This is a genomic window from Cylindrospermum sp. FACHB-282, from assembly GCF_014697195.1.
In the GTDB taxonomy this organism is placed as follows: domain Bacteria; phylum Cyanobacteriota; class Cyanobacteriia; order Cyanobacteriales; family Nostocaceae; genus Cylindrospermum.
On the sequence record NZ_JACJRJ010000027.1, the window covers coordinates 1 to 15,126 of the forward strand.

Here is a 15,126-nt window from a genome sequence, read left to right on the forward strand (position 1 = left end):
TATTAACATAAAGGCGCGTGGGACACACGCCCTCAAAGCTCAATCAATGTCCTCATAGAGGAGTCGTTGAGAAGCCCACACTCACCCGAAGGGGAGTGTGTGGAGTATGTCACACTACACTCTTGCGTTCTTTTTGCGCCTTTGCGCCTTTGCGTGAGATAAAAAATGTGGTTCATTTACCTGAAAATTGTTGTAAAACCCAAAATGTAAAATTCGTGCTCAAAATTTTATGGACTGCATTCATGTAACGGGAATTCGCGCCTATGGCTACACTGGGTTTCTACCAGAGGAACAGGTGCTAGGGCAATGGTTTGAGGTAGATGTAAAGTTATGGCTGGATCTCTCCGTCGCTGGTAACTCAGATGCGATCGCAGATACTCTCGATTATCGCAGCATCATCACCATGGTTCAGCATCTGATCAAAACCTGCAAATTCTCTCTGGTGGAACGTTTAGCCGCCACTATCGCCGATTCTATCCTGCAAAAAAGCGATCGCCTAACCCAAGTTCAAGTCATTTTGAGTAAACCCGCCGCACCCATTCCCGACTTTGGCGGCAAAATTAGCATTGAACTGACTAGAACTAAGTCCCAGATTGAGTAAGTTTGTCTCATTAAAAAATAGCCTGTAGCCGCGCTGTCTTCACCCAAGCATGATTTAAGAACATCAACGCTACAAGTTTACGAAAATCTGCACTAAGTTCCAGTTGCTGAAATTTATTCCAAATGAACACTTGTCAATTGCGAGTGTTCATTCGGACTTGATATATCTACAACATCTGATACCAATTCTGTATTTGATAGGACTTACTTTCCTTTACAAATTTACCGTCTTTTCAGTTTTTTTGATAGGTCTCTTTACCCATCCTACCTGTAGGGTGCGTTCCCTAACGCACCAATCATGATTTCTAACGACACAAACCAATACCCCATATTTGCGTAAATTCTGTCCGTTAAGTCCTATTTGATTCCTATTGTCATGAATATTAAAAATCTAAAACTCGGCAAATATCTCACACTAGATGAATTTTGCACCTGCACCCAGACTTATCATCAATATGCCAATCAAGTCAACCCATTTCCCAAAAATATCCAAGAAGTAATTCCCGCACTTCAAGACTTAAATCAGTTTATCCTCGACCCAACTATCGACTTTTTTGGAATTGATAGGTTTCACCTCACCTATGGTTTTTGTTCCCAGGATTTAAAGAAATTTCTCGAAAAAACTGACCCAGCCACAGGTAAAAAAAATGGCCGTGTAGCTCCTGAATTAGACCAACACATGGCTCATGAAGTCAAAAATAACGGTAAATATTACTGCGAAAGATTAGGTGCAGCTTGTGATTTTCTGATTACAGATTTACCCAGCGACCAGCTTGTAGAGTGGATTTTGCAAACACAACTCCCCTTTGATTCCCTCTACTTTTACGGAACCCAAAGACCAATTCACATCAGCTATGGCCCCCAGCATAAACGAGATATTTGGACATTCACCAACCTTGGACAACCCACTAAAAAGGGAATTGAACAATGGCTAAAATTATCCAAGCAGATTTTGGAACAAAAAGATACCCGACTTCTTTGAGAAGTCGGGTATCTGAGGCTAGCGATTTTCACAATTTAAATATGAATACTATATTTTTAACTCAGTTATAAGTTACCCCTTAAAAAGAGGGGTTACGGGAAATCAAAATTCATCTGCAAGAGATTAAGATTCTTCTGACTCAATATTAGTAGAAGTATCTAGTTCTGATTTCTGCTTTTTAGTAGCTTTACGCCTTTTCTGTTGACGACTTTCCACAGCAGAACGCAGCACCTTAAGCTTATAAGGGTCAGCATCCTTGCACCAATATAAATGATAGTTTTTCAGAATTGCACAGTTATCTGCCAAGCATTTACGCCAGCCAGAAAGATGGCTAATACTCCGCCAGTTATTTAATAATCCCCAATCTTCTTCTTGACGAGTTAACTTAGCAAACTTCTCATACTGTGGATAGTCAGGAGTAACTAAAGCATCTTTTTGGTGTAACACTGGTGGGTCATCATCAATATCGTAATCCCGATAAGTAACGTGTAAATCACGCAAATCAATTTCCATCCCAGTATGTAACCCTGGATGGGGGTCAACATCAAAATCTGGGTAAAAAAGATAGGAAATTTTGGGTGTTTTAGCATGAAATTTAATTACATTGGCTTCCTCTAAGCGTCCTATGGTACGACTAGCACAACCTTCATAAAGGCGCAATAGAGGGTCTAGGGATTGTAAAGCGGAAATATGAACCCAGAGAGAATTTGGTAATTTTTTCCCCACTGGACTATTTTGACAACGTTCAATAATATTTGACCTATCTCCCAAACTGTGTAACATCTGGTCAGCATTTAGCCAAGCTTGTTTATAACTACCAAATAAGCCGAGAATATCCTCTTGGGCTTCCCGAACTAAATTTGATAATTTTGGACGTTGGCTGAATTGACAAAGAGCCAAATAAACCATCAAATCTTGGCGGCGTTTTTCTGAAATTCCCTCCCATTCTTGCGGGTCAGTCGCCTGCAAAATCACCTGGAAAGCACGCCGTAAGCTGCCAAATTCCCCACTGATATCAGCCTCTTGGGGTAGTTCGTCTTTACTGGGGAGGCGACCGCGTTCAGTCACAAAAGCCATCAACGGAGTTAACAGTTCCTGATAGTCCTCAAACCGCTTAATGCAGGCCCGAACTCTGGGGGTAGTAGCGCGAGAACGGTAGCGAGAAGCCCGGAATAATTGTGCTTGAGCTTCATCTTTGAACACAAAGTACACACCCAAGGCTACGGGAATAGCATCAACTCCAAGCACTTGGTCGATGTAAATTTTTAGTTCTTCTTGGTCGTAATATTTCTGAAAAGTGTTGCGGTTAGTAATGATTCCATCGCCATAAGCTACTACACCTCTGTTAGTGTCAGCTATCAAAACTTGGGCGGCGACTAGCAAAACTTTCTGAGTCAATTCCCAGGCTTTAACTAAGGCTTCCCGGCGTTCGCTTTGGTCTTCGATGACATTAATCACAAAGCCAATGTTGACAATATCCGCCGGCCCTTGGTTGGTATCGGGTGAGTAATAAGGATCCCATCCGCAACTGTGATAACCTTGTTGTCCTAGGCGGATAACGTCCCCCCCATGTCCGCAACCATAGTCAAAAAAGGTGGTATCTGGGGTAAATAAATTAGTTTCTAGGGCTAAACGTACAGGGCGGGAGAAATCATTACGCACAATCGCCGCTTTATGACGGTCTATTTGGGGTGCTACCGTTACCCTGGGGATGGTTTTTTGCCGTTGGATGATGGTATATCCCTGTATTTCCACACCATAAGCTTGCAGCCGCTTTTGCCATCCCACTCGTGTACCGATACCTTTAGAATTATTCAGTAGACCTAAAGCTTCTTGAGCACGAGTCAGGGCGGCAAACTGCTCGTAAAGGTGATAGTCAGAGGTAACAAAGGTTTCTTTGCGGTGCAGGACGGGAGGATTTTCAGAGGTCCTATAGTCCCGGTAATTGACTTGGAGGGTTTCTAGGTCAACTTGAATACTGGCTTGTAAAGCTGGATGAGGGTCAGTATCAAAATCGGGATAAAACAAATAGGAAATTTTGGGTTTGTTTGTACTAAATTTGACGAGGGTTGCTTCTTGTACTTGGGGCGCGGCACTCCGGGCGCGGCTTTCATATTCCTGGAGCAAGGGGTCAAGGGCGTGTACTGACAAAATATGAATGTAGAAAGCATCAGGCAGCAGCTTGCCAATACTGCTGCTGTGGCAACGAGAGGCGATTGCACTCAGTTCAGTAGGCTCTGGAGTGAAGCAGGTTTCCTCAAGTGTGTTAAAGCTGTTGTCAGGTTTAACCATCTCACTGAATTAATAGAGAACTGCTGCTAGCAATTATGCTAGACGGACTGTTTCAAGCTCAATGCTCCAATCATAATCAGGATTTGACAATTTTTGTCGTCAAAAAGAAAATTTAACTGTAATTGCTTGGTGTTTTATCTGTGATTAAGTTTTCTTAAAAGTGGCTTTGGTTAGATTAAGTATAAGTAGATACAATAATTTAGTATCCTTCAAAGCTGCATTTAATCTATGTTGGCGGACTAGATGGTTTAGACTACCACTAACCCGATTAGCTGCTGCAAATTGTTATTATTGAAGACAGCGCACTGTTCAACGACAAATACCTATAAGCATTCTCTAAATACAGTTAACTTTTGTTAAATTATGGCTGAAAGTTGCTGATTCTTAATCTTCATCAAGTTATAAATCTGTTTATTAAGTTTTTGATAATAGTTATCTCATCTTGTACATTTATCTCGTCAGGTACTACCGGAATTGTGTAATCTGAAAAGAACTAAGCTAATGATTAAATTGAGGTCTGATGACTCCTACGATTATGCGTCAGCTTTGGTCTGTGGTTGAAGCTGCCCAAGCGATGACCCTATTGCAGCTTGACGATGCTAGCTTGGTGCAGTGGTTGGTGAAACAAACTACAACGCAAGCGTTGTTAGATCCTAAAGACACCGACTTCCTCAGTGACTACATTCGGGCTAGACTAAGTCTCATACGTGATATTGCTTATGAACGTCAGCAGTTTTAGTAACTCTAGTTACTAAAAATAGCAAAAATCAATAGTTATGATCATGGCATATCGACTGTTGACTATTCACTTTTTTGGCGCAAATAACCTTCCACTAAGCAATCGACACCGATCACGCGCCAACGGACACGTTCTAGGGATAGGGCCTGAGTCATGGTAGTAAAACCTAAGTCGCCCACAGGTGTAGGAGCATTACTACCACCAATGATTTTTGGGGCAATAAAAGCCAGCACTTTTTGCACTGCACCTTGAGCGATCGCACTCGCAGCTAAGGTACCACCACACTCCCACAAGACGCTACAAAAACCCCGCTTATATAAATAATCCATTGCCTGATCTGGTGTCAGTGATGCCAATTCCACCACTTCCACCCCATGTTTGAGCAACATCTCTTGAAAATTAGGGTTAGCACCTACCTCCGTCAACACCAAAGTCCCAACCGAGGCTGTTTCCCACAGGTGAGCATTTTCTGGCAAGTTAAGATGGCGACTCATCACCACCCGCAGGGGATTATGGCCCCCCACCTGGTGACTGGTTAAGTAAGGATTGTCCTGTCGCACTGTATTACCGCCGACAATTACTGCATCGCAACTTGACCGCAGTTGATGTACTTCACTGCGGGAATCTTGGCTTGTCACCCAGGCACTATGACCAGAACTAGTAGCAATTTTGCCATCTAAAGTCATGGCATATTTCAAAATGCCCATAGGTCGCTTGTGAAGAATACGATGGACAAAACCTTCATTTAGCTGCCGGCAGGCTGCTTCTTCCACACCTACCAAAACTTCAATTCCCGCCCCACGTAAACGGGCAATACCAGCGCCAGCGACCAGTGGGTTAGGGTCAACCATGCCCACCACCACCTTTGCCACCCCAGCTGCTATTAACCCTTCAGAACAAGGAGGAGTGCGTCCATAGTGATTGCAAGGTTCGAGGCTGACATAGATTGTAGCTCCACGAGCGCCAACGCCTGCTGCCCTCAAAGCAAAAACTTCTGCATGGGGTTCACCTGCACGGGGATGAAAGCCTTCCCCGACAATTTCCCCATCTTTGACAACTACCGCCCCCACTAGGGGATTTGGCGAAGTACGTCCTAAAGCGCGGCGGGCAAGTTCCAAACACCGCTGCATCATCTGTCGGTCAAAGTCACTGCCTACCCTTTCCTTCCCTGGGGAATCTGAGCTAACCGCAGTCCCGACTAGCAGTGCATTTTCCTGGGTGTCACTGGGTAAGGATGGATCTGCTTGAGCGACCACTGGGGAATTATCCATAATTTTAGGCAATAATATCGTAAATATTGGGCACGCTAGCGACTTTGATCGTCAACATTAAACATTAATATCCAGTCCCTATATTGGCTGTCTCGATTTAAATTAAACTTCTCGCTAGCTTGAGTCTATATTGCCAGAAGTTGCCTAAATTCTCTAAATATTTGCCAGTGAGGGCTAAAGGCATCTGCTTTTAACCCTGACTTCTGTACAGACCAATTTAACTGTTTACTCTGTGGGGATAGACAACAAACCTAGTTAACCTTTGATTGAATTGTCTAAGACTGCTCTAACAATTTCATCTTCTGCCACCAACTATTTAAGGGATAGTAAACCACAGGCGCCCACAGGCTACTGAGAATGGAAGAAGCAAGGGCGACAAGCTGGTAGTATTTCCAAATCGATTCAACTTGGCGTAGGCTTTGCCCACCTGCATCGCGCATCAAAGTCAGTTGTAAACCAAAGATAGACTCTGACAAAACCGCCATCGCAAAGACGATTAAAGCTATCGAAATAAAGTCTTCTTGGATAAATCGCTGCTTCTGAATCAGACTAGTCAGCATCCCCACTATCCCTAGACTTAATGCATGAGTAGGGTCAGGTGATGTAAAGCTATCTTGCACCATTCCCAAAACTATACCTGCCAATGCTCCAACAAAAACTGGGCGCTTGACACTCCAAGCTACCACCCAAATTAACAGCCAATTGGGACCAATGCCCAATAATTCCATACCTGAGATCCGGTTTCGTGCCAACCATAAACATAACAGCACAGAGCCAACTGTTACTGTCCAATCCATCAGTTGACGCATACGAGGATGCCAACGCCCTAGGGGCTGGATTAGGATTTTGGATTTTCGTTCCGGCGATTTTGGCTTTCGGAGCCTGTCATCACCAAATCCAGGAATCTTCATTGTTTTCTGAAATTTTCTTCAAGGGTATTAGGGTTTCATTAAAGTTATCCTTTCATTGGCGGTTCCTGAGCCAAAATCTACTCGTTAGATGGGTAAACTCGGTGCTTTTTGGCGGCATCACCCAATATTTTGGGTGAAAACGAAATTCTCGAAGCCGCCTTCCTTGCATTGGAACCGCCAATTTTGTCCAGGCTTTTCCCAAGGGATTGGGAGGATACCAGGGAGAGAGGAATTCAATAATTCCCCAGTCCTCAGTAAAGAGTCCCCAGCAAAAAGTACCGATAGAATCTAACGAGACTTTTGCGGTTGCTCATTTGCCAAGTTAGGATTTTCTGCCTCTGGCGTTTCTGGCTTAGGGTAGATACTTACCCAATCCAAAGACCGAATCGGCGGGAATAGCTCAATTTTGGCTACTGATGTGGGGAGTTTCTTTAAATCCAGTGACTTAACTCGTCCTACCGCCAAGCCAGAGGGAAACTTCTGACTATAAGTAGATGTGGAAACTAAATCTCCTACCTTCACATTTGGGACTTTTTCATAAAACTCCAACACCGCTTCATCTGAAGAATCACCCCGCAAAACGCCCTTCGCTGCTGTACGGCTGATGGTTACACCTACTTGACTCTTGAGGTCGCTGACTAATAACACACGGCTAGTATTAGGTGTGACACTTTCTACCAAACCCACCAGTCCCCCATCTGCCTTGACGATAGAGCCTTCCTGAATACCCGCACTTCTGCCACGATTCAGGGTTACTTGTTGCCACCAATTATCAGCACCGCGTCCTACCACCCGCGCCGGAATTGGGCGTGATGAAAGGGATTCTTTTTCTACATAACCCAATAAATCCTGTAACTTTTGATTTTGAGTTTCCAAATCTACTATGCGGGTTTGTAACTCCAATAACCGAGCATCCCTAAGACGTTCTTCGGGAGTTGGCCCTGATTGCAACATTTGCAAGGGACGGGAAAGTCCCTGGTACACCTCCAGCAGCAGCGCGCCTTGAGTCTGTCGCAGTGTCCAGGCACTACCAACTACTAGAGCTAATATGCCAATTTGTAAGCCTTTGCGATCCCACCAACGACGTACACTAAACATTTATGTATGCCTTTTTTATATTTTATAGTTACTGAAGATACTGGATTCCATAATTATTCATAAATACAGAACCCAATATCTACTGAGAGTGCTTTTTGCTACATATTTCGAGAACGTCCGCTGAACACCCGTTCTAACTGCTTGAAATTTTCTAACACACGACCTGTTCCCAGGACAACACAACTTAAAGGATCGGCAGCAATGTGTGTCACAATGCCCGTTTCATGGCTAATCAGCGTATCTATCCCTTTGAGTAAGGCGCCACCACCAGCTAGCATAATACCCCGGTCAATGATATCTGCTGCCAGTTCCGGAGGTGTGCGTTCCAGTGTCCTTTTCACTGCTTCGATAATTACTGATAACGGTTCCAACATACTTTCACGAATTTCTGGGCCTTTGATCGTCACAGTTCGCGGTAACCCAGAAAGCAGGTGTAAGCCTCGGACTTCCATCATGGCATCACCATCATCATTAGTGGGATAGGCAGAACCAATCCGAATTTTGATGTCTTCGGCAGTCCGTTCCCCAATCACTAAGTTATGAACTTTCTTCATGTAAATGATGATTGCTTCTGTCAGTTCATCGCCGGCAATGCGTACTGATTCACTGATTACTGTACCTTGTAGACTCAGTACTGCTACTTCTGTTGTGCCGCCACCGATATCAATGATCATGTTGCCAGTCGGTTCGGCAACTGGTAACCCCGCGCCAATTGCTGCTGCTACTGGCTCATCAATTAAATACACTTCTCTGGCACCAGCTTGAGTAGCTGCATCCATCACGGCTCGTCTTTCTACCCCTGTCACACCACTGGGAATGCCGATGACAATTCGGGGTAAAATCAGAGACCTACCCTCATTTACCCGCTGGATAAAGCTTTTTAGCATCAACTCGGCTGTATCAAAGTCAGCAATTACCCCATCACGCAGGGGGCGGAGGGCAATCACATTTCCCGGTGTGCGACCGAGCATTTTTTTTGCTTCTTCTCCTACTGCCAGTGCTACTTTTTCGTTTACATCGATAGCAACTACAGAAGGCTCTTGGAGTACAATACCTTTACCAGATACGTAAACAAGGGTGTTGGCTGTACCGAGGTCGATACCCATGTCCCATGATGAGCGAAAGTTCCTGAAAAAACCCACTCGTCTCTACGCTCCCTATTAGCGATAAATTTGACTATAACGGTAAGAGTTAATCGTGCTGGATTTTATTACGTTTTTTAGTCTGAGTCCAGTAACCCAAACTATTTTTCTATAGTTTTTGGTATTCTTTGGCTATGTTTCAAGCATTTTAATTGTTAAGAATCTCAGGTAACATCAGTATAACTGTGTAGTTTTCTTTGTGTTCCCAAGGGTTTTCCTACTTTTAAATTAATTATATTGTAAATTATTTAACATATTTTAACCAGTTTCACAATTCGCTATGATGAAAGTCGAAATCAAAAAGTACACCTGTACTAAAAGGTAAGGTTCATGAGCATCAATATTGTCACTCTTGTTGGTCGTGTAGGCACTGACCCTGATATGAAGTATTTTGAGTCTGGTAGTGTTAAGTGTAAATTAACACTTGCGGTCAATCGGCGATCGCGCAATAATGATAAACCTGACTGGTTTAATTTGGAATTATGGGGAAAAACGGCGGAGGTGGCGGGTAATTATGTGCGTAAGGGCAGCCTAATTGGCATCAAAGGCTCCTTGAAGTTTGACACATGGAGCGATCGCCAAACCGGAGCAAACCGTTCCACACCAGTTATCCAAGTAGACCAACTGGATTTATTAGGTTCTAAGCGTGACGGAGACGGCGGTATGGGCGATATGTCTCCAGAAAATTTCTAATTCATCAGCGGTCAGTTGTCAGTTGTTTATTTACCACTGACCGCTGACTAATGACTAATGACTAATAACTAATAACTAATTTGCAACGTCACCGATGCTTCAACCTGCTGTTCACCACCAATTACAGGAGTAGAAGCATCAGCGTTAGCTAATTTAGCAGCTTCAGCACGATACAGCATCGGTGGTGGTGGCGGACTTGCACCATTAATTTGAATGCTGACTATTTCTTTCGGCTTTAATCCTAGTGTGTTGAAAACGGCATCAGCTTGTTTTTGGGCTTCTTGAGTAGCTTCTTTAAGTGCTTGTTTTTGAGCAGATGCGATCGCCTCGTCACTGGCTACAAAGCTAATGCCATTAATTTGCGTCGCCCCAGCTTTCACTGCTTCATCTAATAATGTACCCGCTTTCTCGGTAGCCAAGCGAAAACTCACAGTGTTGTTAGCACTATAGCCAGTAATCCGCTGCACATTATTGTTATAGCTATAAACTGGATTGAGGCGAATACCAGTAGTTTGCAATTTTTCCACATTCCGGTTTTTCAGCAAAGTCACCACAGCCGAAGACCTGCGGGCAGCCTCAAGCTGTACCTCCTCGGCGGTTTTTCCCTGAATCTCCACCCCCAAACTTACTTGCGAAAGGGTTGTGGGAATTGTTTCCATGCCACGGCCACTAACAGTGAGAGTACGCCACAATTTCTCTTTTTCTTGGGCGGAAGCAGGCAGGATAAAAGTCACACATACCAGCAACAGCAAAGGTAATATTTTCCACAAGTTCCTAGAGGGAAACTGAGAACCGGACACAGTGGTTCTAGACATCAGATTTGCACTCCTCACAAAAATTATCCAGATGCTTTTAATTAAACGTATCTAACAATCATTAATTGTCTGTCAACTATTAATAGTCAACAGCCAGTCAGAGTTTTTCAGAACTCTAATGGGATTGATAGCTCGGAAATGTATGTTTCTACTTTGACACTGCCACAATCAAAAGCTGAAGTGGTTACATTTTTAGAAACTGAAAAAATTACATCAAAACTTGTGGAGATTTTGTTATGGCCTATTGGCTACTGAAAACAGAACCGGCAGATTATTCCTACTTTGATCTAGAAAGAGAAGGTAGTACAGTTTGGGATGGAGTGAACAATCCCTTAGCGTTAAAATATCTACGTACAATGCTCCTGCACGACTTGGCGTTGATTTATCACACAGGTAAAGAACGGCAAGTTATGGGTGTGGCAGAAATCATCAGTCAACCTTATGCCGATCCAGCATTGAATGATAGCAAACGGGTAGTTGTGGATCTGCGGGCAGTGCAAAGAGTTACCCAGCCCGTTACCCTAGTCCAAATCAAGCAGGATGGTAAGTTTACAAACTTTGAGTTGCTGCGACTCCCTAGACTGTCTGTAGTCCCAGTTTCTGAGTTCTACTGGCAAAGATTAATTGAGTTGGCAGCAATAAATCTACCAAAAATCTCCAAATAGTTGCTTGAACGAAAGCGGTAAAAATAAAGAGAAGGATTTTCACAGAACAAATGCAGTTTTTAGATGCAGTCAACTTTTCTTTCCCTCTGCTGGCAAGCGCAACAAAAGCCGCAGACAGTTCAATGGTAGTAGCGGCAGTGCTGCTGAGTTTAGTGATAATTTACCTCGCCAGCAAAGTTGGTGGGGAATTATCGAACCGAGTGGGTTTACCGCCTGTCTTAGGCGAACTCCTCGGTGGTGTAGTGGTAGGCGTTTCTGTACTACATCTGTTGGTGTTTCCCGAAGGTGGCGCAGACAGTTCGAGTTCTCTGATTATGACCTTCCTCCAAACCACTGCTGGGTTAAGTCCTGAAGCCACTCCAGAGGTGTTTGCAGCACAGTCTGAGGTGGTTTCTGTTTTGGCAGAACTGGGTGTGATCATCCTGCTATTTGAAATTGGTTTGGAGTCAAACTTAAAAGACTTGATGGCGGTTGGTACTCAAGCCTTCGTTGTCGCAGTGGTGGGGGTGGTAGCACCTTTCGCTGCTGGTACTGTCGGGTTAATGACTTTATTTGGTATCAGTGCTGTACCAGCAATTTTTGCTGGGGCGGCTTTGACGGCTACTAGTATTGGTATTACTTCCAAGGTGCTATCAGAATTGGGGCGTCTCAATTCTAAAGAAGGGCAGATTATTATCGGTGCTGCGGTAATTGATGACGTACTAGGAATTATCGTGCTTGCGGTAGTTGCCAGTCTGGCTAAAGATGGCGCGGTAGATGTGACTAAAGTGATTTATCTGATTATCAGCGCCACTGGTTTTCTTCTGGGTGCGATCTTGCTGGGCAATGTTTTCAATAAGTCTTTTGTGGCGATCGCCGATCAACTCAAAACACGGGGCGAGTTGGTAATACCAGCATTCATCTTCGCCTTTGTCATGGCATACTTTGCCGCCGCCATCCACTTAGAAGCAATTCTGGGCGCTTTTGCCGCAGGCTTAGTCCTAGAAGAAACTGATAAGCGGAAAGAACTGCAAAAGCAAGTTATCCCCATTGCTGATATGCTGGTGCCGATTTTCTTTGTCGCTGTTGGGGCAAAAACCGATTTGGGAGTTTTGAATCCAGGGATTCCCAGTAATCGGGAAGGTCTAATTATGGCAACTTTCCTGATTACAGTAGCCATTATTGGTAAAGTGATCACAGGTTTAACGGTGTTTGGTCAACCCGGAATCAACCGTTTAGCAATTGGTGTGGGGATGATTCCTAGAGGAGAAGTAGGGTTGGTATTTGCTGGCGTTGGCGCAGCGAGTGGTGTTCTCTCAAAATCACTGGGGGCAGCCATTATCATGATGGTAATCCTGACAACATTTTTAGCCCCTCCCTTACTACGATTCGTATTTCCCGAACCAAAAACCGTAGCGACAGACTCAGAGAAATTAATTTTAGACGCCTCCTCTGGGACGCCATTGGTAATAGAACCGCCTCAGTTTGTCATACCGACATCACAAGATTCTCAGGAAAGTTAATTAAAGTCTGAGGTAGAACATAAATCAGTCCTGAGTAATTCCCACTCAGGACTTAGCACTTCCTACTCAACGGAAACTTCTCTTTCCTAATCGCCGTCTCCTGTGCATAGTAAATTTTTGTTTGTTTCTAATTCCTACTAGTATTTGGAATGTTATTGATTTTTAGTCTTTTCCAGGGCCCCTGTCATACTCTGAATATTTGCCCAGTAATTAGGAATTGACACTTGTAAATCTTGCTTCATAAGTTGACATTGGTGGAAATCTTTTCAGCATCCAATCAAACAACTCAGCATTAATCCCTGACTAAGTCAAGTGGGACTGACTAGGATTGACTATGTATAGCTAATTCTGCTTATATCAGTGCCAAACTTCAAACAGGCATATAAAGTAAAAGTTTAGGTGGTGACGGTGTGAGGATTTACCAATATTTTGAAACCTTGATGGCTCTCATGAATGCAAATCAGGAGAAATGACTGTGAAATTACACTGGTTACTACCTAGCACTTGTGGAACTATTGTTTTGCTATCGTCGCCGGCTTTGGCTGCAAAACTGGAATCTTGGCGGTTTGATGCCAATCAAAACCGACTGGAAATTAACACTTCGGGCGCTGTTCAACCCCAGGCGCAACTAGTTTTCAACCCTACTCGTCTGGTAATTGATTTACCAAATACCAGTTTTGGGCGTCCACAGTCAACGCAACTTTTAAACGGTACGATTCGCGCTATCCGTGTCGGGCAGTTTGACAAACAAACAACGCGTATAGTTGTGGAACTTTCTCCTGGTTATATTCTAGACCCTAAGCTGGTGCAATTTGTCGGCACTACTGGCAGTCGCTGGACAGTGCAATTACCAAAGCCGGAAATCGAGAAAGCACCATCAAGTGCCAGCAACAACATTTACAGTTTAGTGACAATAGATCCTCAGACGAAACCTGAGATATCAGCGATCGCTCCTCCTACAGTAGGAAAGACTCAAATTGAGAGCTTACAAGCGACAGGGGATGGATTTTTTATCCGCACTAGTGGCGATAATCCTGTCTTTAAGGTAAATCGTAGCCGCGATCGCACTACCATATTCATGGATATCTCTGGTGCAACTTTATCACCACGTTTAGCCCAGGGAAATTTGCCAATCAATCAGCATGGTGTAAGCCGGATTGATTTCACCCAACTGCAAACAACACCAACATCTGTTCGCATGACGTTGCGGGTAAATAAAAATAGCCCCGACTGGCGAGCAAGCCTTAGCAGTTCCGGTGATTTGGTACTTCTACCTACCAGTTCTGTTGTTCGCTTACCTCAAAGCAGTACCCAACCTACACCCCCTCCATCTTCCAGCAACCCACCTGCAACTAACTATCCAGCCACTATTCAGTCTGTAGAATTAGCTGGGAACGGCACCCAACTGCTGATTAGAGGCGACCAAACTCTATCGGCTACAAGTGGCTGGGACAGGACTACTGGTCTATTCCGGATCACTATTTCCAATGCTAAGTTAGCTCGCTCGGTGACAGGCCCTGCTTTTGATGCCAATAGCCCCATTCTCCGGGTACGTCTGCAACCCCAAGCTCCTAACACTGTAGTGATTTTTGTCCAACCAGCGTCGGGAATACAAATTGGGGAAATCAACCAGTTAAGCAGCCAGCTTTTGGCTCTACAATTACAAGGCTCTCGTCGAGTCACCATACCCCCCATAACGCCCCCTTTACCTCCGCTTCAAGGGCAATTACCAAACCCAACAGATATATCGCCACCGCAGTCCCGCCCAGTTCCTAAAGGAAAGGTACTAGTATTCATTGACCCCGGACACGGCGGCCAAGATCCAGGTGCTATTGGTATTGGAGGAGTACGGGAGAAGGATATCATCCTGCCCATTAGCAAAAGGATAGCGGAGGTTTTGCAGCAAAATGGCGTTTCCGTGATGATGGCACGGAATTCTGACTATTTCGTTAGCCTTCCGGGAAGAGTAAATATGGCACAAAGAGCTAAAGCTGATGTATTTGTCAGCATCCATGCTAATTCAGTCGGTCTGAGCCGTCCGGATGTGAGTGGTTTGGAAACCTACTATTACGACAGCGGTCTGAGTCTAGCTCGCTTGGTTCATAACAGCATTCTCCAAAGCGTAGATGTGAAAGATCGACGGGTGCGGCGAGCCAGATTTTTTGTGCTCAGAAAAAGTTCAATGCCTTCAATTTTAGTGGAAACTGGTTATTTGACTGGGCGGGAGGATATTGCTAAGTTAAAAAACCCAGCTTACCAAAATCAAATGGCGGAAGCGATCGCTCGCGGTATTCTCCAATACTTAAAGCAAAGATAATTAATTTGGTTTCAATGCTTCAGCAAATACATTTAAAGATTCCTCTTTTTATACAGCTTGGTCGTCCCGATGACAGGAGTGTTGCTGCTGTCATCAGAA

At 44.2% G+C, this 15,126-nt stretch carries 13 protein-coding genes; 7 read left to right on the forward strand and 6 right to left on the reverse strand.

All coding sequences use genetic code 11. The features are described from left to right. Positions 1–229 precede the first annotated feature (229 nt). Positions 230–601, forward strand: coding sequence for a dihydroneopterin aldolase (gene folB / locus H6G32_RS14935; RefSeq protein WP_190459593.1), 372 nt, complete (start codon positions 230–232; stop codon positions 599–601). A 375-nt stretch (positions 602–976) separates the two neighbouring features. Continuing rightward, on the forward strand, positions 977–1,582 hold the full coding sequence (locus H6G32_RS14940; RefSeq protein ID WP_190459595.1) for a hypothetical protein: 606 nt from the start codon (positions 977–979) through the stop codon (positions 1,580–1,582). Positions 1,583–1,705: 123 nt separating this feature from the next. On the opposite strand, the gene H6G32_RS14945 is transcribed toward H6G32_RS14940, so the two are convergent. After that, a complete protein-coding gene (locus tag H6G32_RS14945; protein ID WP_190459596.1) occupies positions 1,706–3,874 on the reverse strand; it encodes a DNA phosphorothioation-associated putative methyltransferase in 2,169 nt (722 codons plus the stop codon). Between the two features lie 520 nt (positions 3,875–4,394). Between H6G32_RS14945 and H6G32_RS14950 the strand changes: the two genes are divergently transcribed. After that, a complete protein-coding gene (locus H6G32_RS14950; RefSeq protein WP_190459599.1) occupies positions 4,395–4,613 on the forward strand; it encodes a hypothetical protein in 219 nt (72 codons plus the stop codon). A gap of 62 nt (positions 4,614–4,675) precedes the next feature. Here the strand turns inward: H6G32_RS14950 and ribD are convergent, their stop codons facing one another. The 4 genes from ribD to H6G32_RS14970 form a co-directional block, all read right to left on the reverse strand. After that, the gene (gene ribD / locus H6G32_RS14955; protein ID WP_190459601.1) at positions 4,676–5,884 is read right to left on the reverse strand and encodes a bifunctional diaminohydroxyphosphoribosylaminopyrimidine deaminase/5-amino-6-(5-phosphoribosylamino)uracil reductase RibD; all 1,209 of its coding nucleotides are present in this window, start codon (positions 5,882–5,884) and stop codon (positions 4,676–4,678) included. Between the two features lie 275 nt (positions 5,885–6,159). Then, positions 6,160–6,795 (reverse strand): rod shape-determining protein MreD, encoded by a 636-nt coding sequence (mreD, locus tag H6G32_RS14960; RefSeq protein ID WP_190459603.1) that lies wholly within the window; start codon positions 6,793–6,795, stop codon positions 6,160–6,162. A gap of 288 nt (positions 6,796–7,083) precedes the next feature. Next, entirely contained in the window at positions 7,084–7,893 is an 810-nt protein-coding gene (gene mreC / locus H6G32_RS14965; RefSeq protein WP_190459604.1) for a rod shape-determining protein MreC, read from the reverse strand. 98 nt (positions 7,894–7,991) lie between these two features. After that, positions 7,992–8,999 carry a rod shape-determining protein gene (locus H6G32_RS14970; protein WP_015210182.1) on the reverse strand — a complete coding sequence of 336 codons (1,008 nt, stop codon included), beginning with the start codon at positions 8,997–8,999 and terminating at the stop codon, positions 7,992–7,994. 366 nt (positions 9,000–9,365) lie between these two features. Here H6G32_RS14970 and H6G32_RS14975 point away from each other — a divergent pair, with 366 nt between their 5' ends. Continuing rightward, complete coding sequence (locus H6G32_RS14975; protein WP_190459606.1) at positions 9,366–9,728, forward strand: single-stranded DNA-binding protein; 363 nt, start codon at positions 9,366–9,368, stop codon at positions 9,726–9,728. A 68-nt stretch (positions 9,729–9,796) separates the two neighbouring features. Here H6G32_RS14975 and H6G32_RS14980 read toward each other — a convergent pair whose 3' ends face one another. Then, positions 9,797–10,543: an SIMPL domain-containing protein gene (locus H6G32_RS14980; RefSeq protein ID WP_190459608.1), complete on the reverse strand. Its 747-nt coding sequence runs from the start codon at positions 10,541–10,543 to the stop codon at positions 9,797–9,799. A gap of 236 nt (positions 10,544–10,779) precedes the next feature. Here H6G32_RS14980 and H6G32_RS14985 point away from each other — a divergent pair, with 236 nt between their 5' ends. From H6G32_RS14985 to H6G32_RS14995, 3 genes are all read left to right on the forward strand, one after another. Further along, positions 10,780–11,208, forward strand: coding sequence for an EVE domain-containing protein (locus H6G32_RS14985; RefSeq protein ID WP_190459610.1), 429 nt, complete (start codon positions 10,780–10,782; stop codon positions 11,206–11,208). Positions 11,209–11,258: 50 nt separating this feature from the next. Next, a complete protein-coding gene (locus H6G32_RS14990; RefSeq protein ID WP_190459612.1) occupies positions 11,259–12,710 on the forward strand; it encodes a cation:proton antiporter in 1,452 nt (483 codons plus the stop codon). Between the two features lie 475 nt (positions 12,711–13,185). Then, complete coding sequence (locus tag H6G32_RS14995) at positions 13,186–15,027, forward strand: N-acetylmuramoyl-L-alanine amidase (protein WP_190459742.1); 1,842 nt, start codon at positions 13,186–13,188, stop codon at positions 15,025–15,027. Positions 15,028–15,126 lie beyond the last annotated feature (99 nt).

Coding starts and splice junctions, on each gene's coding strand:
- H6G32_RS14985 (WP_190459610.1), top strand. CDS start 10,780: ATGGCCTATTGGCTACTGAAAACAGAACCGGCAGATTATTCCTACTTT.
- H6G32_RS14980 (WP_190459608.1), bottom strand. CDS start 10,543: ATGTCTAGAACCACTGTGTCCGGTTCTCAGTTTCCCTCTAGGAACTTG.
- H6G32_RS14945 (WP_190459596.1), bottom strand. CDS start 3,874: ATGGTTAAACCTGACAACAGCTTTAACACACTTGAGGAAACCTGCTTC.
- H6G32_RS14975 (WP_190459606.1), top strand. CDS start 9,366: ATGAGCATCAATATTGTCACTCTTGTTGGTCGTGTAGGCACTGACCCT.
- mreD (WP_190459603.1), bottom strand. CDS start 6,795: ATGAAGATTCCTGGATTTGGTGATGACAGGCTCCGAAAGCCAAAATCG.
- H6G32_RS14940 (WP_190459595.1), top strand. CDS start 977: ATGAATATTAAAAATCTAAAACTCGGCAAATATCTCACACTAGATGAA.
- H6G32_RS14990 (WP_190459612.1), top strand. CDS start 11,259: ATGCAGTTTTTAGATGCAGTCAACTTTTCTTTCCCTCTGCTGGCAAGC.
- folB (WP_190459593.1), top strand. CDS start 230: ATGGACTGCATTCATGTAACGGGAATTCGCGCCTATGGCTACACTGGG.
- H6G32_RS14950 (WP_190459599.1), top strand. CDS start 4,395: ATGACTCCTACGATTATGCGTCAGCTTTGGTCTGTGGTTGAAGCTGCC.
- H6G32_RS14970 (WP_015210182.1), bottom strand. CDS start 8,999: ATGGGTATCGACCTCGGTACAGCCAACACCCTTGTTTACGTATCTGGT.
- mreC (WP_190459604.1), bottom strand. CDS start 7,893: ATGTTTAGTGTACGTCGTTGGTGGGATCGCAAAGGCTTACAAATTGGC.
- ribD (WP_190459601.1), bottom strand. CDS start 5,884: ATGGATAATTCCCCAGTGGTCGCTCAAGCAGATCCATCCTTACCCAGT.